The 23,067-nt window shown below is 41.0% G+C and carries 17 protein-coding genes; 5 read left to right on the plus strand and 12 right to left on the minus strand.

From position 1 onward, the window contains the following. Positions 1-250 precede the first annotated feature (250 nt). The gene (locus EDM55_RS15825) at positions 251-1,606 is read left to right on the plus strand and encodes a DUF2779 domain-containing protein (RefSeq protein WP_170184542.1); all 1,356 of its coding nucleotides are present in this window, start codon (positions 251-253) and stop codon (positions 1,604-1,606) included. Between the two features lie 296 nt (positions 1,607-1,902). Here the strand turns inward: EDM55_RS15825 and EDM55_RS15830 are convergent, their stop codons facing one another. The 5 genes from EDM55_RS15830 to EDM55_RS15850 form a co-directional block, all read right to left on the minus strand. Then, a complete protein-coding gene (locus tag EDM55_RS15830) occupies positions 1,903-2,529 on the minus strand; it encodes a ribonuclease D (RefSeq protein WP_122960756.1) in 627 nt (208 codons plus the stop codon). An 86-nt stretch (positions 2,530-2,615) separates the two neighbouring features. After that, positions 2,616-4,163 (minus strand): HIRAN domain-containing protein, encoded by a 1,548-nt coding sequence (locus EDM55_RS15835; protein ID WP_122960757.1) that lies wholly within the window; start codon positions 4,161-4,163, stop codon positions 2,616-2,618. 307 nt (positions 4,164-4,470) lie between these two features. After that, positions 4,471-4,917: a GIY-YIG nuclease family protein gene (locus EDM55_RS15840; protein WP_122960758.1), complete on the minus strand. Its 447-nt coding sequence runs from the start codon at positions 4,915-4,917 to the stop codon at positions 4,471-4,473. Between the two features lie 857 nt (positions 4,918-5,774). Next, complete coding sequence (locus EDM55_RS15845; RefSeq protein ID WP_122960759.1) at positions 5,775-6,059, minus strand: hypothetical protein; 285 nt, start codon at positions 6,057-6,059, stop codon at positions 5,775-5,777. 833 nt (positions 6,060-6,892) lie between these two features. Then, positions 6,893-7,192: a hypothetical protein gene (locus EDM55_RS15850; protein WP_122960760.1), complete on the minus strand. Its 300-nt coding sequence runs from the start codon at positions 7,190-7,192 to the stop codon at positions 6,893-6,895. A 246-nt stretch (positions 7,193-7,438) separates the two neighbouring features. On the opposite strand from EDM55_RS15850, the gene EDM55_RS15855 reads away from it, so the two are divergent. From EDM55_RS15855 to EDM55_RS15865, 3 genes are all read left to right on the plus strand, one after another. Next, a complete protein-coding gene (locus EDM55_RS15855) occupies positions 7,439-7,645 on the plus strand; it encodes a helix-turn-helix transcriptional regulator (protein ID WP_122960761.1) in 207 nt (68 codons plus the stop codon). Between the two features lie 131 nt (positions 7,646-7,776). After that, on the plus strand, positions 7,777-8,646 hold the full coding sequence (locus EDM55_RS15860; RefSeq protein WP_122960762.1) for a helix-turn-helix domain-containing protein: 870 nt from the start codon (positions 7,777-7,779) through the stop codon (positions 8,644-8,646). Next, positions 8,643-9,530, plus strand: a complete 888-nt coding sequence (locus EDM55_RS15865) for a tyrosine-type recombinase/integrase (RefSeq protein WP_122960763.1) — start codon at positions 8,643-8,645, stop codon at positions 9,528-9,530. Before EDM55_RS15860 ends, EDM55_RS15865 begins: the two co-directional genes overlap by 4 nt. A gap of 120 nt (positions 9,531-9,650) precedes the next feature. Here EDM55_RS15865 and EDM55_RS31460 read toward each other — a convergent pair whose 3' ends face one another. The 7 genes from EDM55_RS31460 to EDM55_RS15900 form a co-directional block, all read right to left on the minus strand. Further along, on the minus strand, positions 9,651-10,019 hold the full coding sequence (locus EDM55_RS31460; protein WP_122960764.1) for a GIY-YIG nuclease family protein: 369 nt from the start codon (positions 10,017-10,019) through the stop codon (positions 9,651-9,653). Between the two features lie 131 nt (positions 10,020-10,150). Continuing rightward, on the minus strand, positions 10,151-12,697 hold the full coding sequence (locus tag EDM55_RS15875) for a helix-turn-helix domain-containing protein (RefSeq protein WP_170184438.1): 2,547 nt from the start codon (positions 12,695-12,697) through the stop codon (positions 10,151-10,153). A 567-nt stretch (positions 12,698-13,264) separates the two neighbouring features. Then, positions 13,265-13,546, minus strand: coding sequence for a hypothetical protein (locus EDM55_RS15880; RefSeq protein WP_141295698.1), 282 nt, complete (start codon positions 13,544-13,546; stop codon positions 13,265-13,267). Between the two features lie 107 nt (positions 13,547-13,653). After that, positions 13,654-13,908, minus strand: a complete 255-nt coding sequence (locus EDM55_RS15885; protein ID WP_170184439.1) for a helix-turn-helix domain-containing protein — start codon at positions 13,906-13,908, stop codon at positions 13,654-13,656. A gap of 826 nt (positions 13,909-14,734) precedes the next feature. Beyond that, positions 14,735-17,113, minus strand: coding sequence for a hypothetical protein (locus EDM55_RS15890; protein WP_122960768.1), 2,379 nt, complete (start codon positions 17,111-17,113; stop codon positions 14,735-14,737). A gap of 121 nt (positions 17,114-17,234) precedes the next feature. Then, positions 17,235-20,456, minus strand: a complete 3,222-nt coding sequence (locus EDM55_RS15895; protein WP_307723941.1) for an S-layer homology domain-containing protein — start codon at positions 20,454-20,456, stop codon at positions 17,235-17,237. Between the two features lie 346 nt (positions 20,457-20,802). Next, entirely contained in the window at positions 20,803-22,086 is a 1,284-nt protein-coding gene (locus tag EDM55_RS15900) for a TolC family protein (protein ID WP_122960769.1), read from the minus strand. A gap of 288 nt (positions 22,087-22,374) precedes the next feature. On the opposite strand from EDM55_RS15900, the gene EDM55_RS15905 reads away from it, so the two are divergent. Next, a complete protein-coding gene (locus EDM55_RS15905) occupies positions 22,375-23,028 on the plus strand; it encodes a YigZ family protein (RefSeq protein WP_122960770.1) in 654 nt (217 codons plus the stop codon). Positions 23,029-23,067: the final 39 nt, after the last annotated feature.

Genomic DNA, 23,067 nt, shown 5'->3' on the forward strand with positions numbered 1-23,067 from the left:
CTTACAAATTTAGTTGAATTTTTTCAACCCAGTTGAAGCGTAAATAATGAGGAAACTGGATTAAAACGAATTAATCAGTCAACTAAAACCCTTCCTTTCGCCATATAGTGTAACAACCGCTCATTTGCGAAAGGGGAAATGAATGTTGCTTACAAAATCCGATTATCTTCTCTTTATGCAATGTCCCAAATCATTCTGGCTACACAAAAACAACCCATCCCTTTTGTCTCCAGGTGATTACCAATCGAAGGTGAACAAGCAAATCGAAGCCGTCTTTTTTGCAAGAGACTTATTTCCAACTGGTTCTGCTGTGAAATACTCTAACGACCCGTCGCAAATGATAGCAGAAACTCAGAGGTTGCTTGCTTTAGGAGAAAAAACGATTTATCAAGCCACTTTTGAATATGATGGAGTTTATGTTATCTGCGATATTTTGCGGCACACAGAACACGGCTGGCACCTCTATACTGTAAAGTCATCAACCCGAGTAAAGGACCGCCATCTTGATGATCTCTCTTTTCAATGGTTCGTTGTTAATGAAAATTTACCCTTGTCTAATTCATTATTAATTTACATAAACAACGAGTATGTAAGAAGGGGAGTTCTTGATCTTAAGCAATTATTTACCTTATATGATTTAACAAGCGAAATAATAAAGCGACGAGATGCAGTTCCAATTCGGATTTCTCGTATGAAGGAACTGATCAATGAAAATGGTGTTAAGCAAGATATTGGACCTTATTGCAAGAAATATGGGAAAGATGATCTCGAATGTAGGGCAAAAGATCACTGTTGGTCGCACATTCCGTATTATTCTGTCTTTGATATAGCACGGCTTGGTAAAAAGGCGTTTGAGTTATATAATCAAGGAATCGTTACTTTAAGTGATATCCCCGCGAATTATAAGTTAACTGACCCCCAATCCTTTCAAGTAAAAGCATATAAAGAAAACCTTAAAGTAGTAGATACAAGACGAATTCAAACATTTTTATCAACGATTTCGTATCCGTTATATTTTTTAGACTTTGAGACGTATCTTCAAATGGTTCCTTTATATGACGGTGATAAACCCTATAAGCAAATACCCTTCCAATATTCTATCCATTCGTTGAAATCAAAAGGAGCTGTCTTGGATCACTCAGAGTTTTTAGCAATAGAAGGATCCGACCCAAGACGAGAAATTGCTGAACGACTTGTTACGAAAATTCCTAAAGGAGCCTGTACGATTGCATATAACATTAGTTTTGAAAAAATGGTGTTAAAGAACCTTAGTGATCATTTTCCTGATTTAGCTGAACACTTACTGGATATACACGACAATTTAGTTGACCTGATGCTCCCATTTCAAAATAAGTGGTTTTACTTAAATGAAATGAGAGGAAGTTACTCGCTTAAAGCAGTACTGACAGCCCTTTTTCCTAACGATGTATCGCTCAATTATAGTCACTTATTAATTAAAGACGGCTCCATGGCAATGGACACTTTTGAAAATTTACACACTCGAACCCCAGAAGAAAGAAATTTGCTTCGGGAAGCTCTCCTTGCCTATTGTAAGCTGGACACCTACGCGATGGTTAAAATATGGGAACACTTGATGAAACAATAATACGTTGTGATATTACTGAATATTTCAACAAAAATCCAGATGTTATGTTTCAACGACTTCCCCTTGGAGTATTTAGTTGGAGTCTGAAGATATATTTGCTGATATTCACAGTGGCGGGATTAATGAGCAATGGAATAGCTATTCATTCAACAGCAATTCTGTCAAATCTATAAGGAACTAACATGAAAACAGGAGCCATAAGGCTTCTGTTTTCATGTGGAATGATATTTAATTTTACTCTCCCTACAACTTTTTTCGAGGATCTTTCGCTTCTTGAAAAACGATCATTCATACCGTTAATATTGAAAAATATTAGGTATTCCTTGATTCTCTATAAATGCTTGAGTTGGTAAAAAGAAAAAGCAATTTCTCGCATATTTTAACAGCCCTTTTTCTTTTAATTCACTTTCTAATCTCAGCCATAAATCAACTAAGTAACGGACATCATTAATAGCATATTCTATTTGCTCATCTGATAATTGCTCTCTTGTCCAATCCGACAATTGCTGTCGCTTATCAATTGAAACGTGAAAATAATCATGTATTAAATTTTTCAACGAAGTTTTCGTTTCAGGTCCAAATAATAGTTTTGCTGCAATTTTTGTACAAACAACATTTTTTATCTCTTTACAGCCCAAATAGTTCATTAGAAATTTTACGTCAAAAGTGGCGTGATGGAAAATTTTGTATATAACTTCGTTATTCAATAACTCTACGAGATTCTTTGCAGAATAATTATCATGAAATCGAATTAGAAAGTATCGATTACTAGCTGCAATCTGAACTAACGAAAGTTTACTTTTTTGGGGGTCTAATCCCGTAGTTTCTGTATCTACAGCTATATACTTAGAATTCTCTAATATCCATTGAAGATCATTTGTTGAAATATCTCCATCTAAAATGTTATATTTATCAAAATTCATTTTTACCTCCTGCTATATGAGAGTAAAATAGAAAAATCCCTCTGGCAGTATTGCAAAGAGATTTTTCACGGTATTCCACAGCTACATTATGTTTGAACGGAAATTTTCACCCACTCATCCGGGGAAATGTTATCAAAATCAGTGTAAACAATGATCGCTTTGTAATCCTTAACTTTAGCAAGAATTTCGGAAATAACTTTACTATAATACTTTGGTACATGACCAATATGGATATTTTTATCTGCCAACAGTACCTTTACCGCATAAATATCATATTCATTAGCTGGATTTGGTTCCAATATAACTTGAGCACCTACATTAATTTTTTGTTTTAATTCTGATTCAGTGATGTAGTGTCGAGCTCCAGCTATGTCAAAACTTATCTGCAATGGCTCATTTTCAACAAACTGGATATCCCTCACAAACTCAAAGGTATCGGTTGGCAAACGTCCGCGAGTTGCTTCTAGGATTTCCATCTCCGAACTAGTTGGATTTAAACCATACCGCTCTAACAGTAATGGATAGTCAGGACGAGCTGAACGTGGTAATCGCTTTAGAAAGGGTTGGAATAGGGTGCCTTCTGACGTATACGTTTGAGTATGATCCGTAAAATTAGGGTAATATTTGAAACCATGCGCTACAGCGTCTGAAAGATCTGGGTCTTTATACTTAAAGATATACGTATTTTCTTCAAAAGATAACTTTCCAACTGTAAAGCGGTTCCTTGTATTGGGGTCTTTCCAAATCAATAATAATTTTGATGTTTCAACGTTCATTTTCTCACCTATTCTAATTAAAATGTCTCTTCTTTCTTTAACAAATTGAATTACGAATTGTTTTTGTATATCTGTCATGATTGTTTTTGGCATTTTATTGAGAACTTCTTCTACGATCGAATCATTAAGCAACTTTAATCTTTCAAGAAGCCCGTGCATTTCTTCGGGATACTCTCTTGTCAACTCCTTAACTAGTATAAAATGCTTCTGACAACGAACATTATCCCATCCAATTTTTGATTTTGATCTTGAAATATACCGTATCATTTCCGTACGTGAATCAAGCAATTCGTTTAATCTTTGTTCGTTAAGATCTCTCCCCAAGGTTGCACTATTATCGTACAAAGGAGAAATAAAGGCTTCTTCTCTTGTCTCATGGCGTGTGATACCCCAATTATCTTGGTGGCGGTCACCATTTGCCACCAATGCATCAAAAACAATAATGTAGAGAAATTCTTGAAATAGCTTTTGTTCTGATGTGTCTAATTGGTCCATTACTGTTCTGATTAGCTGAAGGTTGTACCCAGCATTTTTTTCAAAATCGTAATCGTTGGGAAAATAGTTTCCACCATCAAAATGTGAATATCCATTTTCCTTATCAACAAAGAAATAGCTTAAACATCCGATTACACCATTACGTACCGCAATATTTACATCTGCACAAGGAAAATCAAGAACTTTAGCAAATTCACTACAAAGTTTTTCCGCCCAATGCTCTCCTCTATCCTCCCGTGGAATCTTAAACATAGCTAATTTTCCTGTTCCAGGATCGATTAGCCATTCTTTTGCTCTTTCTCCGGCACCATATTCCCTTGGGTCCTGCTTCCACGATGAGACATCAATGATCGGATATTCCATTCAACCAGGCTTCCTTCTCTTTTCCTTTATAAACAACTAGGACGATATTCTTATGAAATAGCCTTAAAATTTTATACCTTCAATGCAGGCATCAAAAATTCTCTTGCAATACGATCTGAAATTCTAACTTCTAGTTTATCAAGTCCATTCTTCAAAAGCTAGTAATTCCCCGCCTTTGTGATTGGAAGAAATAACAAAGCAACGCCCAAAATGAGCGCTGCTTCTGTTATGGTAATAATTACATTTCGGAATCGCAGTTTGAACCAATTGCTAATAGTTAACAGACCTAAACTCATTGCAAACGAGCTTAGTTCAATTTCCATGTTTCAAACTTTGGTATTAAGACGCTGCTTAAAGTAGCCTCCACGAATCTTCGGTTATTCTCGTCCTCAAGTTCAATCCAGTATACCTTTAAATTCCCTCGATGGTTTGAGAAAAAATCGAACCATCTTCCCTTTGGATCGCCTTTTACCAATTCAAATGACTCGCAATAGTGGCTATACAGCCGTACCTTTATTGGCTTACCTTTTCCAATATATAAGATCTGTTCATCTTGATCTTTGTACACATACAATCCGTTTTTATTGCCGGTCTGATTATAAATGTAATCCTTCATGCATTTTCTCTCTTCCGAAGTTTCCGGTCGTTGATGCTCTACTTCAAACATATTCCATGTAGGCACTTGTACGGGAAGTAAGAGATCCAAAATGCTCCGCTTGCTCTCCTCCAAATAATCCTCCACTTTTCGGGACATGGATACCCCCTATTAAAATATCGGGTATTCCTTGATGAAATTGGAAGCTACCCTTTTTACAAACCTCTGAAAAGCTTCGATCCGATCAGTTTGTCTGTAATGAAATCAACCAATCGTTCGCGTGAATGTAGTGCCGATTTTCAATATGTTAATTCACCGAAAGCACATCGGAAACAATTACCAAAAAGGTTTTCCTTTTTTCTTTAAAACAGATATAAGGATTTAAAAAATGTAAGCAGAAAGCGAATTTCCATGATAATTCATCAAGAAAAAGGGTTTCTGATTTTGATTTGCTTGTTGTTCAAATCGTACACCGCTAATTAATGATGATTCTTCATTAACTGATATGAAATTGAATAGGCTTGGCAAAGTTGCCCATCGTGATTCGACAGGCGTACCCACGGTGAAAAAAGACGTTATAAATTGCTGAGAGTTTCCCGTCTACCTCCAGCACGCTTAACCCGCGTTGAATCGCCCGTAAATAGGGGCATTATCCATTCCAGAACGAGTTCATGTAAAATGGGCTTGTTTTTTTTATCCCATATTTACGTGAACATCGTACATCCCGTCCCTGTAGCCAATTGGCTAGGTAGATCATTGTGTCTTTGTGGTGGAGCATCCGTAAAGCAGGACCTGGAGGATGTGTGTTTATGGACCCTTGTTCATAAAACAGCACTTTGATTGCGACGTGATATACTCCGGCTCCATTACCGGTAATCATGCGCTTCCTACCCCTTTAAAAGGGGGTAGTCTGCTCTGATCAACCCACTCACCATCCCCGGTGGAGCGCGTGTAAAAGATCCAAAACCAAAACCACTTCGAAAAGTAGTCCGCATTCGATAGCAAAGCGTCGTGTATCACTTTACAACTACGTCAAATTTCTTATGGATTTGATACTTGTGTTTCAAACAGGTTAACGCGTCATACACCTTTTCGAAATCGGTTTCCCCTTCACTATTAAGCGTAAGATGGGCAGGCACTTGATAATTAATCTTCCCATCATAGCTCACCAAAAGAAACACAGCTGGCTTACGGTTACCGTTCTTCTCCCAATCAACCTCACCATAACACACATGGTACTTTACTAATCCATTCGGGTTATTGTTTGCCTTAATAATATAATCCTCCACTTTTCGGGACATGGCTACCCCCTGGAAATGGAAGCTGCTCTTCTTCACAAACCTCTGAAAAGCTTCGATCCGATCAGTATGTCTGTAATGAAATCAACCAATCGTTCAGGGGAACGGAGTGCCAATTTTCAATTTGTTATTTCATTGAAAGCCATTCGGAAACAATTACCAAAAAGGTTTTCCCTTTTTCTTTAAAACAGATATAAGGATTTAAAAAATGTAAGCAGAAAGCGAATTACCATGATAATTCATCAAGAAAAAGGTTTTCTGGTTTTGATTTGCTTGTTGTTCAAATCGTACCGCTATTTACCGATGATTGTTCATTAACTGATATGAAATTTGAAATTGAAAAGGCTTGGCAAAGCATGCCCATCGTGATTCGACAGGCGTACCCACGGTGAAAAAAGACGTTATAAATTGCTGAGAGTTTCCCGTCTACCTCCAGCACGCATACCCTGCGTTGAATAGCCCGTAATAGGGGCGTTAGCCGATCCAGAACGAGTTCATGTAAATTGGACTTGTTTTTTTTGCCCATATTTACATGAACATCGTACATCCCGTCCCTGTAGCCAATTGGCTAGGTAGATCATTGTGTCTTTGTGGTGGAGCATCCGTAAAGCAGGACCTGGAGGATGTAAGTTTATGGACCCTTGTTCATAAACAGCACTTTGATTGCGACGCGATATACAGCGGCTCCGTTACCGGTGGTATATGCGTTTTCTACCCCTTTTTAAGGGGGTAGTCTGCTCGGGTCAACCAGCTCACCACCCCGGTGGATGCGCGTGTAAGATCCAAAACCAAAACCACTTCGAAAAAGTGTTTCGTATTCGACCGCTAACCGTATATCACTTAACAACTACGTCAAATTTCTTATGGATTTGATACTTGTGCTTCAAATACGTTAACGCTTCATACACCTTTTCGAAATCGGTTTCGCCTTCGCTATCAAGCGTTAGATGAGCTGGTACTTGATAATTCATCTTCCCATCATAGCTCATCAAAAGAAACACAGCTGGCTTACGGTTACCGTTCTTCTCCCAATCAACCTCACCATAGCACACATGATACTTTACCAACCCATTCGGGTTATGGTTTGCCGTAATAATAATTTCCTCTTTAATGTTATGAACCTTAAAATCACTCATTGACTAGTATTCCCCTCTTCCCCAAAATTTATACCTTTCTATTATATATGAATATTTCCCCATTACTTGATCAGCCATTCCTTTATTCCATTATAAAGAGAAAACGTAAACGTTAATTGTGGTCTATTTTCGAAAAACCATATGCATCAAGCACTTTCATACTTATTAAAAAATTTGCGTATGAAAAGAAAAATTTGTTTCATACTGTGGGTAATTGCACCATTACCGTTTTGAAGGAGGAAACTTATGGCGAAACCAAAAGCAAAACCCACTCCGCTTGGCAATCGAATTAAAGCGCTACGATTACAACGAAACATTGACCCAAAAGATTTAGCCAATCAGCTTGGTTTGAGCAGACAATGCATTGATTACCTCGAATCAGGAAGTCGGATTTCCCCATTACTTGATCAGCCATTCCTTTATTCCATTATAAAGAGAAAATGCATCCGTTAATTGTGGTCTATTTTCGAAAAACCATATGCATCAAGCACTTTCATACTTATTAAAAAATTTGCGTATGAAAAGAAAAATTTGTTTCATACTGTGGGTAATTGCACCATTACCTTTTTGAACAGGAGGACGACATGACAAAACCCAAAGCGAAACCCACTGCGTTTGGCAATCGAATTAAAGCGCTACGATTACAACGAAACATTGACCCAAAAGATTTAGCCAATCAGCTTGGTTTGAGCAGACAATACATTGATTACCTCGAATCAGGAAGTCGGATGGGTAGCGTAGACACGGTACGAAAAATCGCAAAATTTTTTGAAGTAGATGAAGACGATATGATCGCTCTTCGTAATGAAAGAGCGGAGGTGGCTGCACCCGAACATGAAAACTCTACTCCTACCCTCCCTGATCATATCGATCATTTTGTGAACTTACTTTATTCGATTGAGGAGGAAACCTGTAAAAAATTGCTGGAACAATTCAAGCAGGACATCCATCAAAAGCTGTATCAACTGCTCCCTCCTTTTGAATTGAGGGAAATTAAACAGTGGATGGTGCAAATCAAGCGAATATGGTACCCATTGGAAGGGGGTGATGATGTGATTGATTGGGCGGAAAAACAGGGATATTTTCGGGAAGGCGGCAAGGAAATCTTCCTCACCTTACACTACGATCGCGTATCGTTCACCGTCACTTTGCTCCAATGTGACCGAAAGCAAATCCGGTACCTTGAAAATATACTCCCGGAGCATGATGTCAGCTATGTTGACGACATGACGATCCCCCATCTGACCCAACTGCAAAAGGTCATGCGCTTTATCTGGTTTAGTCCTGACACCGCAGCAAAGGACAGGCTGCAGTATCTTCAATCCAAACAAGTGGATTTCACCTCTGCCACTTTGGAATGTACGGAAAAACAATTGAAGGTCTTGATCAAGCAACATTCGATCAAAGAAACAGTGGACAATTCTAGTGAGAATGGAAAGGAGAATGAACAATGATCATTCAGAAAAACTTTGATCTTTATGATTACACAGAAAAGTTTTTGGATCATCTTACAAAGCGCAAAAAATCGGAGGAAACCATCAAAGGTTATAAAAAGGATTTGAAGCAATTCGGGAAATTTTTGCACCAAACTTACAATGGTAATATTCTCACGGAAGAAATACAAAAAGGAGATATCCTTGATTTCTTGGATGTACTCGAAAAAAGAGGATTGAAGGATAGTTCTATAGCGAGGGCGTTGTCTACCTTAAAATCCTTTTACAAGTATCTGGTGTTTGAACAAGGTTTCACGAAAAATGTGGCAAGTTTGATCATGCATCCAGAACTAAAGACACCGACCACAGTTATTTTGACAATCGATGAAATTGAAAGGCTGATGGAAACAGCAAAAAGGCATTTCCCTTTTCATCACATGATTTTCCTCCTACTATACTTTACCGGTAGTCGCCTTTCACCTGTCCGAACTCTCCAAAGAAGTGACATCAATTTGAAAAATGGGACGGTGTACTTCGGAAAAACGAAGGGAGATAAGCAAACAACGCTCCCCCTTCACGATGAGCTTTTGCCGTTATTAGATGATTTCTTGCATCTTTACCGAAATAATGGCTCGTCGTACGTTTTCCCGTCCCCGAAATCCATTCACAAGCCAATTAGTGCTAGTGATATACGCAAAAAGTTGAAGCAAGCCGCCGAATTGGCTGGAATTGAAAAGAGGGTCTACCCTCATTTACTTCGTCATATCATGGCATCACGCCTAACCGCATTAGGGGTGGGACAGGTTCAGCTTGCTCGTCTATTGTGTCATGCAGACACCCGTCCAACAAATCGGTATATACATCTTGATGTGGAACATTTACGTCCAAGCATAAACTTGTTGTAGTAGGTGGTAGTTGACCTGTACAAGCTTCCTTATTATTAGCCATCGCAAGGTGTACTGACCTTGCATGGTTATTTTTGTTTTTTCCCGGCAAAAACCTATGTAAAAAGGGGATTACTCCCCCTAGATAGACTCAATTCTTACTACAAAATTGTTCGAAAAGCTCGGTTTCTTGTAGTTATTGTACCCATACTTTTTGTTGGTTGCCATCGTCATGCCGATCCAGTATTGCTCGCATTGATCTAAATATTGAACATCTTCATCATATTGCGTTTCATACAAGATTACAAAACGAAATGATCTTTCCCCATACTTGTGCCAATCTTTTTGAAGCTCTTTGTTAAAGTGATTATTACCTTTTAACGAACTCCAGTGACTCGCCTTTCTCGGATAAAGGTCTCCCTTTCCGATATAGACTTTATGGTTTGCTTCACACAGAATGGCATATACACCAGGTTTGTTGGGTATGCGTTCAGCGCAACCTTTTGCCATCTGGATCAGTGAGCGGTGATGTTGATGACTTGTGTGTTTACTCAGTGATTAGCACCTCCACCTTTAATATGCCCAAATTGAAATAGTTCATACGTAATTTTTACTATTTCAAATGCGAATAGCAATTCTGATCACTGATATTTTTTATACTCCTCCAATTGGGTAATTCTCTCCTTCACTTCATTGATTTGATTCGATAAATCTTCAAAAAAAGAACTCCCACCAGGATCTTTAGGTAGTTTTGCATGCTTCAACTGGTGTAATTCCTTCCATGCAGCCTCTAACTGACTATCTACATTATTAATGAAGGAATCACGTTTTGCCTGTTTTTCTACACTCTGGATGATTAACCCCTCCGTGTTAATAGTAGTAGTCAGCTTTTGATTCATGCGTACTTCCGTATCGTCAGGGTCTCGATAGCCTCTCACAATTTCCCACTTTCTCAATTTCTTTAATTCCCACGGGAAGTCAAGAGCTTGGATAATACATCGATAAGACAGATCTTGGGTAATACGCTTTCGATAGTGAGTTTTACCCACATCCTTAAAATAGGTTCCTTTATGACGCATCTGTTGATCAGCAGCTTCGTCACGAGAATCCATTAAGTCCGGAGAAACGCGTGCTGTCTCGATCCATTCATTCAACGTGTGCCGTCCATCGTGGAAGGATAAATACGGTCTAACCTCAGGAGATAAGAAATATAACTGTGCATTTTTGTCCATACGATGCAGCCATAAACCAATGGAATTCACACTGTAACAACTATTTGGATATTCTTTTCTCGGACGAAACAAGTATCCATGCCCCTTGTGATATACATGTTTTTCGTGGGCTGTAGAAAAGGTAGTTCCCTCAAATTCTCGGTGACTTTGGAAAGGGCACTTCTTGTAAAGTGTCTGTAGATAAAAGTTGATCAAGCGAACCAGTCGAGGTGGTATTAAGGTGCCTGAAGTTTTTGATCCAGAAATACCCAACTTCGATTTTGGGTTGGGCAAATAAAGCTTCCCCACGCCGTTTTTGTCAGTTAATAAGAAGCCGTTTTCATCAATGACAAAGTCCTCCACCGCCACCAAAGTAAGCTCTTCTCTTCGTAATCCCAAAAGAGTACAAATGGCAAACATGAGCGATTTTTCTAGACCATGAGATTGATTAAATTGTTTTAAGCAGAGAACAAATTGTTCCCGCGTAAGAAATACTTTTCTCGCATCATCCATATCATCGTAACGATCCTTTGGTTCCGTTACCTGGTTAATTGCAAGGTGAAACCTTCTGCAAATAGACTGAATACGATGACTTTCAATAGCACTTTGAACAGGATCCCAACGATTGATCACGGCTTCTTTATCAAACTGCTTCTCCATTTCCATTTGTACGTAATGAAAGAATGGCTTCAACGTATCGTTTACATACGAATGCAACGTGACTAACGAGATGTCCTTATCTAAGGATGCAACATCACTACTTTCAAACTCCATGATTGAAAACCTATCTGGATCAAAACGTTGTCGATCAGTTGGAGTAGCGAATACATGGGCACCATTTCCCTCTTTTAGACGCTTTACCTGTGCTCCACTGCGGTTACATATCATTAGAAAGAAGAATCGCGACAAGTCTTTTCTTACTCTTGGTCCTTGATTTTTTGGCTTCGTAAAACCTGTTTTATAGGAAGTCGTCATTCCAAAATTAATGATGATGGCAGGCATTTTACTGGATCGATGCTGAATATAGCGATCAATCCAATCCCTCTGCTCTTCATTGAGCAACTCATAATAATCCATCGTTTGGTTTTGCGATATCTTCTTTCCCGCATGATCATACACTTCTTTCCGTATATACGGCAGCAAAGATTGTACCCTTTTTACATCGTAAAGAACATGATTAAGACGAGCTTCACTAAGATATCCTTTTGAAGAGTACCCATTCACCGTAGGAAGAGGAATCCCCGCCCGTTCTTCATCTGTAAAGTATTTTAGTGGTTTATATCGGAATTGAAATTCCTCCAATTGATCTTTCCGAAACAATAACTTCACCTGGGATCGTTGAAGAGAAGTCTCTCTTCTAACATCCAATCCAACGGTCAAATACATGCCCTCCAGAAAGCCTTGGTCAATCGCTCTATAAATGCTTTTATGATCCATTTTCATATATTCTCTCGCGGCAACGGAGAGTCCAATTAAGGGACCATATTTCTTTTCAAGTTCCTCTTTTGCTGGGAGCTTCTTTAACGGTTTCTCTTCAAAAAAATACTTAGCAATTGTGAGGACGCCTTTTCGCAGTTCTTTTGCAATCTCCCAAACGGGTATTCCGGAAGCTGACATCATTAATACTTTCTCTTTTTCTTCTTGCGTTAAACCGCCAACGGACTCCCTCAGAACACTGATCCTTAGTAATGACAGATGGTGTAAAACATCAAGTTTACCTATAGCAAGAATCTTTGAAATCTCATCAATACTGATGCCTTCTTGATATAGCTTTTCTATCATGTCCTCTGGTTGACTATTTTGCGTAATGCCACCGTTTAACTGCCACCCGTTTCTTCTTGCAGTCTTATAAATAGTCGAAGTGTCGCGTTCATACAGCTTTGCTATTTTCGAAACACTGATTCCTTTCTCGAGTAATTCACGAATCTCTTCGTACTGTTCGGCACTTAAATATTTGCCATCATTAGCAAATGCCATGTGTACCCCCCTTTTCATAAAGTCTATTCTATGTAATTTTCTAAAAAATATGTGCAATTACCCACACACGAACCACACGAAAGCTACGAAGGTTTGCAATGTCTTTCATCAAAGACATTGCATTCTTTCAATCTTTTCGTGCTTTTTGTGCGTAGGGCGTTCAAAATCATGGTTTTCCTTCAAACTTTCCGGATAAAAGTATCGGATATTGTTTTACGAGCTTGGGATAATCCCGAACGAAAAGCCAACGTTTCAGTTCAAGTCCTGTGATCCTATGTCTGGTTGGATCGATTGAAAGTAATTTTCCATGCTTTAACCCCTGTGAAAACCACATTTGTATGCGTTTTTCGTTACGATCCAAAATCTGCGCAATATGTTTTGGAGTTAGTTTCCACTCATCTTGAATAATTCGATAGTAAGATGGCATCTCTACAAACAATCCATCTTCTTTCGCTGCTTCGACGAGTTGTATAAAATCTACATAATCCAGTTATCTCACCTCCCTGGTTTATCATTTATGCGAGTACATAATTTTTCCTCGCAAAAAAAACAGGTGATCAACTACGATCAACCTGTTCCTCCGTCTTCTGGCATTAAATACGCCAACAAGATATTCAACTTTTTATAAATGGACTCCAGTTCCTTTGCATTCCTTTTATCTTTCGCCCTGGTCATCATTAACCGTAATCGGTAATTAATCTGATTTCGCTCATGTTTTGGATGATAGATCTTTTTTCGCTGCAAACAGATTGTATTTTCGTCTGAATGCTGAACGAGTTCATGAAGGCTTTGAAGATTTCCTGATGCGCCACATCCCGAACAATCCCATGATGTGTTATAGATCATCATGGTGACTCGACTCCCACAGAGCAGACAAGGAAACAATACTTCGTCATGATTCTGATAGTAACTAATCTTATATTTCTTGAAGAAAGCAAACACAACCGCTGCTAATTTCATTCGAAAAGATCCCTCAGCTCTTTGGAACCCGTTTTTGCCTGTTTCATGAAGCGTTTAAAATCTTCCCCGATAATAATATACTTCCCGCCAAATGAATAAGAAGGAAGCTTTCCACTCCTACACCAGCGCCGTATGGTCTCGTTTGATCTACATAATAATTCGGCAATAATTGCTGGTGATAATACAGCTTCATCTGGCACACTTTCAAAAGTTTTGCTGATGTCTGATTGAAAAAACTCATTATTCTGCACGGAACTTAGCTCTATAACAATAATCCCTCCTAATGGTAATACACATAGTGAAGAGGGAAGGGTATCCCTTCCCCCTATTGATTAAGCCCTTTTAAACAAGCCTTCTTCCTCGTCGTAGATATACCATCTTTTTCCTTGACGAATAAATAGCCTATCATCTTTTTGGATCACGTCATCGGGTTGGTTTCTCTTGCGTTTCATGTTGTATAATCGCCTCCACACTCCTATTCTATGGAGGCAACCAGTTCTTATGACATATTCTTAAAATTATTTTCTCTTTTTCGTATGAATGGAATTGTTCAGTGGTAGACTACCTACAGTTAAGGAGGTTGGTTCATCATAATAGATGAAGAAGGATTTGGAAGGTGTGAAGAGTGCAATTGCTACTTCGATCCAGACTTAGAGGTTGTATTAGTTGCCGACTCTTCAGAACAGGTGATCAGACATTTTTGTTCCTGGAGTTGTCTGGCTTTTTACACTCAAAGAATTACCGAAATAACAGTTGTCGTCGATCCGATAACCGGTAAGGTTGATGAGATAATATTTTTGTATCGTGGAGAGCTCACTTAACAGAATTATACGATGTGGTATTTCTTACTGTTTGCAATGTATGACTTCCTTTCACACCTAGAAAGGGTTTATCACCTCATGGTGATAAACCCTTTCGTCATTCTTAAGGCGGTAACAGGACCTACCCTCTAGGTCCAACATATAGAAAAAGCCTGCCTCTTTCGAGACAGACCCTATCGACACGCTTCGGGTGGTGACAGGTAATGATCAAAAAAGAAGAGCCCGATTCCTCGGACTCTTCTGCCAAGCTGTAGAATTACTTAGTGATGTCTACTTTAACATCTGCTTCTTGTGCATTTGGAGTTTCAGCAACATCTACTTTATCAGTGATGTTGTTTCCAGCACCATCATCTACCGTTGTGATAGTGTGAGCTTTAGTAAGATCAAATGTAGTTGGAACACCAGTCACTGTCAAAAGTACTTTGTTCGGGAAGCCAGAGACTTTAGTAGCAACAAGAGCTGCGTCAGCAAGAGTTACTGCAGTAGTACCTTGCTTGATCAGGAACTCATCACCAACCAGAGCGCTGCTTGGATCTTCCATAGCTTCACTATAAGTCAATTCGATAGTAGTGTCGCTCAGGAATTTAGCTGCAGTCAAGGTCGGTGCCACTTGGTCTACAGTTGGTACTGCAGTGTGTACAGTTTCAACAGTTTTAGTTCCAGTGGAGTTTTTCACACCAGATACTGTCAAGATACCATCAGCAGCATCCTTAGTTACATAGTTAGCTGGCAATTCAATTGTTGCCGTACGAGTAGCAGCAACATAAGTGATGATTGTATTTGCAGGCAGAGCAACATCGTTCAGCTTGTAGTTGCTAGGGTTAGATACGCCACCTGCTCCGCTACCTGTTGTAACAGCTTCGCTAAATACTACAGTGTAGACGTTATCGGAACCAGCAACAGGTGCTACAGTAGCTGTCATCTTAGTAGTATCTGCAGCTCCAAGATTTACTGTCAGAGTCTTAGCAGAGCTTGTATTTTGAGCGAAAGCATCGTCCTGTACAAGTGCTGCTGGGAGCAGGATGGTTACATCACCATTCACGCTGCTAGAAAGAGCAACGTCAGCTGGCAGGTCTACAACCAGTTTGTTCTGAGCAGTTGCAGTTACAGCACCAGTAGAAGTAGCCAATCCAAGAGTACCAGTGATTTCTGTACCAGCTGCGTTAATTACACGGATACCTGTAGTAACAGGAGCACCTACTGTCAAGTTGGAATCGAAAGTAACTTCGAAACCAGTTACGTCACCATCGGTATTTTTCAGTACACGAGCAGATTGAGCAACAGGTTTAACTGCGTCTTTAGTTACCTTGAACGCCTTAGTTGTCGAAGCTACTTTGTTACCCAAAGCATCTTCAGCAGCGTTAGTAACAACCAGATTCAGATCACGAGTGTTGCTATCATCAAACAGTGTAGGATCTACGATAGTAACCAAGAACTTGGTGTCATCATTCAGATCAGGCTGAGATACTGTGTACTCAGTTGTAGCTGTAAGTGCAGCACCATTTTCGTCAAGTACTTTCACTTCAGTGGTTGTTACTTTTCCTGGGTTCATGTCATCTTTGAACTCGACGAGAACCTTGTTATCGTCAACAACAGTTACTGTCTTAACACCTTCAGCCGCCGCATCACCAGTAACTGTGAAGGATTTTGTAGTTGTTACCAAGTTACCAGCACCAGAAACAACTGCAAGGTCTTCTTCATTCACAATTGTCAGCGTGTAAGACTTGCCAGCCTCAAGTGCTTCACCTGCTACCAAGTTAACCACATAAGGGTTAGTAGCGCTAGGAGTAGCAGCTGCAGTTACGCCGTTAATTTTATAAATTCCACTACCTTCTACAGGCTCAGAGAATTTAACAGATACATTAGTTGTTGTACCGTTGGCTTTAGAAGTGACTTCTGCAACTGTTGGCGCAGTAGTATCTTCGATTACTACGGTGTTAGCCCATTTCGCAATTACTTGGCTAGCATCATCTTTCTTTTGAACACCTTCAACAACTACTGCCCAAGCTTTACCTTTGGCATAAGTGTAGTTTGCTGGGTCAAGTGTCAAAATTACAGTTTTACCGTCAGCTTGCAGTACAGCACCGTTAGTTGCCAGCAGGTAGTCATCGGTCCCGCCACCAGACTTGCCATCAAAGCTGTAGTTAGTAAGAGTTTCAGCAGTAGTTTTATCTACTTGAGTACCAAATTTAACTTCCAACTGCGTTGCGTTAATAGCACTTACAGACTCAACTTTCAGATCGCCAGCTGGAGTGTCGATAGCATCGTTACGAGGATCGTAAGTGCCATCTGCAGAACCATCAGCTTTGATGTTGGAGTATACGCCTTCGAACTTGTCAGCTGTCAGGTCTTTTTTAACACTGTCGAAATCAGTTGCGCTCATGATTTCAGCGATGGAAGCACCTTTACCATCGAAGTCTACATAGATCAGGTTGCTGAAACCAGCAGAACCAATTTCAGTGCTGAATTGATCCAATGCAGAAGAACTCATACCGCCCAACAGCGTGTTCATGGAATAATATTTGTCTACATTTCCGCCGATGTACAGACCGGATTTTGGTGCAGCAAAAGCAGAAGCTGCCATGCTGGCAAAGACTGTAGCGGAAAGAACAGATAGAGCTACTTTTTTATTCACGTACTACCCCTCCGTAAGTTTGATAGGAAGTTTCTATTTTTTGTAGAGAGTATGTAAGAAACAACGGAAGGAGGTACCTCCCTCCGTTGTTCAACTCTCATGAAGCGTTAGACGATGCTAATTACTTAGCTTCGAATGTAACGTCTGCAGTATCTTCTTGACCTTCTTCGGAACCTGTTACAACCAGTTTACCAGTTTTAGCAGTAGACTTAGCAGAGAATTCGAAGGTCACTTTGTTACCATCGATTGTGCCAGTGTACTCTTTACCGTCGACTGTCAGAACAGCTTCTTCAGCTTCTTCTTTCAGGTCAACTACCAGTTGGTAAGCAGTTACGGAACCGATAGAGAACATGGAACCAGTCACTTTGGAATCAACTGCATCCCAATCGTCGCCAGGAGTACCTGGATCAACATCATCACCCAATTGGCTCAGGAAGTCAGCGATTTCAGTGTCAGTGATGTCTTCTTCGTCGATGTAGTCTTCAGTACCAACTACCAGTACGTAGTCGAAACGGGAACCGTCATCGTCAGTGTCGATCAGGATGAGCAGATCGCCTTCATCTACACCGTCGATACCAGTGATGTCATCCCACGCATCGATGAATGCAGTAGAAGATTGAGTGTACAGTTTTTTGCCGCCAGTAGTCGTGATGGTGTTGCCATCAACGTCATCTACTTGTGCAACTGCGATTGTGTCGATGTTGTTTTTGTCCCATTTGGACTCAGGAAGTGTAACGCGTGCATCGATAGAGTTGATAGCACCGTCAACAACTTCAACTACATCGTCAACAACAACTTCATCATCGGAGTTTGTATCGAATGCGATGAAGTCACCACGTTTGATACCATCATCCAACAGGTTTTCTTTCTCGTCATCCAATTTGAACTCTTTTTGAACAACAGCGCCGGATTCGTCTTTCACGAGAACCACGATGCTATCTTCTCCACCTTTGGAGGAGTAGTTCAATACGTAACCGAATTGAGCGTCTCCACTCAAACCGTCACCTTCAACTACGAAGATTGCATCTACTTCTTCGCCATCTTCATCCAACAGGTAGTAAACTTTCAGATCGTTCTCATCAGCGATGTCTTTGAACTTCGCGATGCCAGCATCTTTCAGTTCAGGACGTTTTGCACTTGTATCCAGAGTACCAGTCATGTCGAAGATTGCAGTGTCGTCAGTTACTTCAGCGTCACCAACAACATCGTCGTCTTCGTCAGCCAGGTCATCCCACTCTTGGCCATCTGCATATTGCAGCTCGTCAGTGTTCAGGATTTTCACTTTGCTTACTTCACCTTTAGTATCCAAAGTTACTTCCAACAAAGCGAGGCTGTCATCGTTCTTAGGAGAGAGGATTTCGAGCAGATCGTCTTCGTTCAGATCTTCGTCGCCGTAGTCTACGCCATCAGCGTTTTCGATGTCATCTTTCTCCAGGGAGATAGACATTTTCTTACCTTTTTCAGTCATAACTACGAAAGCATACTCATCATCAGATGCGCTGTAAACAGCTGCACGAGTAACGATTGCTTTCAGTTTGCGATCGTCTACGCTGTCTTTTGTTTCAACGTGACGGATACGACCGGAAGCATCCAGGTACAGTTTTACATCTTCGCCATCCAAGTCGCCAAGCAGATCCCAGTTTTTGGAATCGATTTCTTTAACGTCTTTGTTAGCGTTGTCGGAGTAGGAAGTACCAGTGCGAGCACGGTAAGTTTTGTCTCCAACAGTCAGACGAACGTCTGTAGCGCTACGAGTAACTACTTTATCTACATTGCCTTCAACTACAGTGCGGGTAGCAAATACCAGCAATTTCTCGTCATCGCCATCAGCATAGTACACGCTGTAAACGTCCATTGGTTTCAGGTCAGCCAGTTTAGCTGGTTGGCCATTCAAGAATACCAGGAAGTCTGTACCTTCATCGAGGTCATCCAGATCGCTGAATTTACGGCCATCGAGGTTGTCGATTTTCTTTTTGTCAGCGTCGATTTTCTCGATCACTTCGGAACCATATTTAACACCTTTGTTAGATTGGTCGAAGGATTGATCATCGATAGCGTGAATGTACACGATCTCGTTGTTTTCGTTCAGAACCAACTTCACAGATACAGTGTAATCTTGAGCAACTTTGATGATGTCTTTCAAGCCATCGATTGCATCGAGGCGTTGGAAGTTGTAAGTAACTTCTGCATCTTCGCTGAAACGGTAGGATTTACCGCTGGAATCCAAGGACAATTTCAAATCTTCCAGATCGGATTTGCCCTTCAGACCGTCACCATTAGAGATGGTTTTGCCATTCAGTTGGAAAACGTCAGTGCGGTCCATAACCACTTCTTCGTCTTCGGAACCTTCCATCCATACAATTACGTTTTCTTTGTCATCTTTGATCCACACTTGTACGTGTTGACCAGCGAATTCGTTAGGGTTGATACCGTCTGCTACTTTGTAAGTAGTGTTACCCAGACCAGCGTCTTTACCAGCCAAAGTTACTTCGTTGGATTTGATTTTGCCCAAGCCGATAGCTGGAACGTTGGAAACTACTGGCAAGTCATCGGAATCGTTATCGGAGTCGTGAGCCCATTCCATGTCACGAACAGTAACGTCCAGGTATTTAGTCAGAAGAGTTTCGTCAGTTACGTTGAAACGGATGTCAGTACCGTATTCAACTTGCTCCATCAGGTCTACGCGAAGAGCGTTGTCCAGCATTTTGAAGATGTCGCCGCGAACTGCTGCATTGTTAGGGTTGTTGATACCTTTTGCAATGTTCAGCTCGGAAGCTTTGGAGATCATGCTGTTTGGCCATACACCTTTAACGGATGGCTCATAACCCAGAGCGCGAACGATCATGGTTACTGCTTCAGCATAAGTAACTTGGTTTTGTGGTTTGAAAGATTTGTCCGGGAAACCTTTAACGATTTCTTCACCGGAAGCTACGTTTACGAAACCAGCGAACCAGTCAGTGGATTTAACATCTGTGTAAGTAGTGTTGAATTGAGCCAGTTTAGCACCTTGCTCAAGTCCGCGAGCGCGAACGATCAAAGTAGCAAACTCAGCGCGAGTGATGGTTTTGTCTACACCGAAATCGCCGTTGCCATAACCTGCTACCAGGCCAAGAGCTTCCAGACGTTTTACGGTTTTCTCCATAGCAGCGTCCATTTTAGGAGCTGTAGTTGTGTCCTCTGCTGCGAAAGCCATTGGAGCAACAGTAAGTGCGAGGGCACTAGCCAGTACACTGTTAACGACCTTTTTCATAACCTTGTGTTCTCCTCCTCTAGTATAAACAAATTGTTCTTGGGGAATATTTGTTGTTAATCTATCTTTCTTTTTAAAGCCCGAATCCTGCAAGCGCGTGTCACCTCCTTTCGCAGGACAGCTTCGCTTTTTTGTGTTAAAAATCTCTAGTATATTCAGTATTGTGTAAAATGCAACAATCACTAGTGTAACACAATTGCTAGAATCCGTGAATCTTTTTTACACAATTCCCCGTTTTTCGTGTGACATCCTATTAAACGCCTCAGCTCAGCAAAAGTTGCGGCGCCTGAGAAAAAAAGTTTAAAGATTTTTCCATGGTCTTATTCACCTGTAATATGTAAGCTGTGACATCGGCCACAACTCGTATTATAGGGTACGCCACTCAACATGTCATCATTGAACCTTTTTCCAATTCCATTCAAAAACTTACAAATCTTGATTAGTTTCCGAGAGCTGTTTCAAAGTTTACGACAGCCAGGTTGTATTGAAGAATGGCTTTTTGGTATTGGTTCTCACGACTGGACAATTCTTCCTCGGCTTGAATGACTTCCAGAGTCGTTGCGAGACCATTTTCAAAGCGCAAATTGGTCAAGCGATAGCTTTCCGCTGCCGAATCCTTCGCTACTTTCTGGTAATCAATGGCTTCTCTAGCTGCATTCAGATTCAAGTAAGCTTGGGATACCTCTTTGGAGATCGCACGTTTTTGCTCATCGATCGCCAATTTGGATTTCTCCTCATTATTTCGTGCTACCCGCCCAGGCAACGTCGACAGAGCAGAATACTCCTCAATCAGTTTCACGTTCAATTGAGCCAGTTTGAGCTCTTCATTAGCCTTCGTTACTTCAATACGTTTGGAGATTGCCTCTTTTTCTGCTTCTTCCATTGTCATTTTGACAGGGGCAACCTGCTTGTTCGAGGATACAACTTTCCATTCCTTTGTGAGGTCAACACCAAGGAAATCATTCAGATCCATACGAGCTACTTCGACTGCGTTTTTCGCACTAGTCAAGTTGGCCTGAGCACCTGCCAGACCCATTTCTGCTTGCAGGACATCTGTTTTGGCTTTCGTACCTACTTTAAATGCAGCGTTTGCTACTTTCAGCTGTGTTTGGGCACGGGACAAACTTTGTTTTTTCAGTTCCAGATCGTCTTGAGCAAAAATCAGATTGTAGTAAGCCTGTTGAGCTCCCAGCTTGATTTTGCTCTCTGTCGCTGTTACTTGCAGAGCATTGAGTTTTTTGGTCATCTCGGCTTGTGCGTTGTTGACATATTTTCCTTTCGCTGCAGCCAGAGATTCAATCATGTCAGATGGCATGTCAGCAGACGATTTGTAGGAAAGCATTTGGTTAATGTCTGCATTTTTGGCATCCAGACGAACTGTTTGCAGCGTCGCGTTGGTTTCGATCGCCTGAGCAATAGCCTTTTCCAATGTCAGCTCTTCTACACCTGTAACCGGAGCAGTGGTAGCTGGTTTTGAAGTCGTATCATTGGTGGTTGTTGCAACTGCGTCTGTTGCTTTCGCTTCACTAGCTGCGTCCGTTTTCACGTCAGTTCCTTCAGCTGCTGGAGCCGTTGTTGTTTCTTTCGCCTGCTCAGTCGCTGTCGTTTGCTCGGTTGTCGTTGTATTTGCATATGCCGTCAAAGTCCCAGCGCCAATCGCCGTAGTCAAAACTGCCGCCAAACTAATGGTCATCCATTTCTTGCTCGAATAAGGGAAATTCACTCGTTTTCCACTCCTTTATCATTGTGTTGATGATAAAACCTTTCACCACTTGAAATATCTCTGTTTGTCCCAAGATCACTATAACACAGAGTATTCCTTCGTACACGAAAAATTAGTGTAATACCACCATTTTCATATCCGGTCAAACGCACTGTATCATGTATAGAAACTTCCCTCCCCGTTTATTCCATTCTTGCTTCCTAGAATAATACGATTGTGTGTCAAAAAAATTTCAGGATTCGCTTACCAATCATCGGCATGCTATGCTTTTCTTGAGGTGAAAAGACAATGTTGCAGCAATATAAGACTGTAGCCGGTTATGGAGAAGATATGATCGTGATTGAGCGATCCCGATTTATTGGCTACGCACAGCGCGTGACGACCGAAGAGGAAGCTACCGCTTTTATTGCCATGATCAAAAAGAAGCACTGGGACGCTACTCATAACTGCTCGGCCTTCGTCATCGGAGAAAACGATCAGATCCAGCGCTCGAGTGATGATGGCGAGCCAAGTGGGACTGCAGGAAAACCGATCCTCGAGTGCATCAAGAAAAATGGAGTGAAAGACACGGTTGTCGTAGTGACTCGTTACTTCGGTGGAATCAAGCTGGGCGCAGGCGGACTCGTGCGGGCCTATACCGCTGGAACCGTGACTGCTTTGAAAGCGGCCAAGATCGTCGTTCACACGCTCCATCAAAAAATTTCGGTGAATGTCGATTATCATTGGTGGGGCAAGGTGGAAAACGAGCTGCGCCTAACAGACCAACGCGTAGTCGGTACGGACTACACTGATCGGGTCACTGCCCATGTCCTGATCCCGGATGGTCTGCAGGATGATTTCATCGCTGGGATGGTAGACCTGACAAACGGCCAAGCTAAAATCGAACGCGGTGAAAAAGAATATGTCGAGGTTCCGGTAGAGGCTGTAGGTGACGAAGAATAGGCTCAATCGGGCTTGTAAACACACGAAAAAAGCTGAAGA

Source organism: Brevibacillus centrosporus, assembly GCF_003710815.1.
Taxonomy (GTDB): domain Bacteria; phylum Bacillota; class Bacilli; order Brevibacillales; family Brevibacillaceae; genus Brevibacillus; species Brevibacillus centrosporus.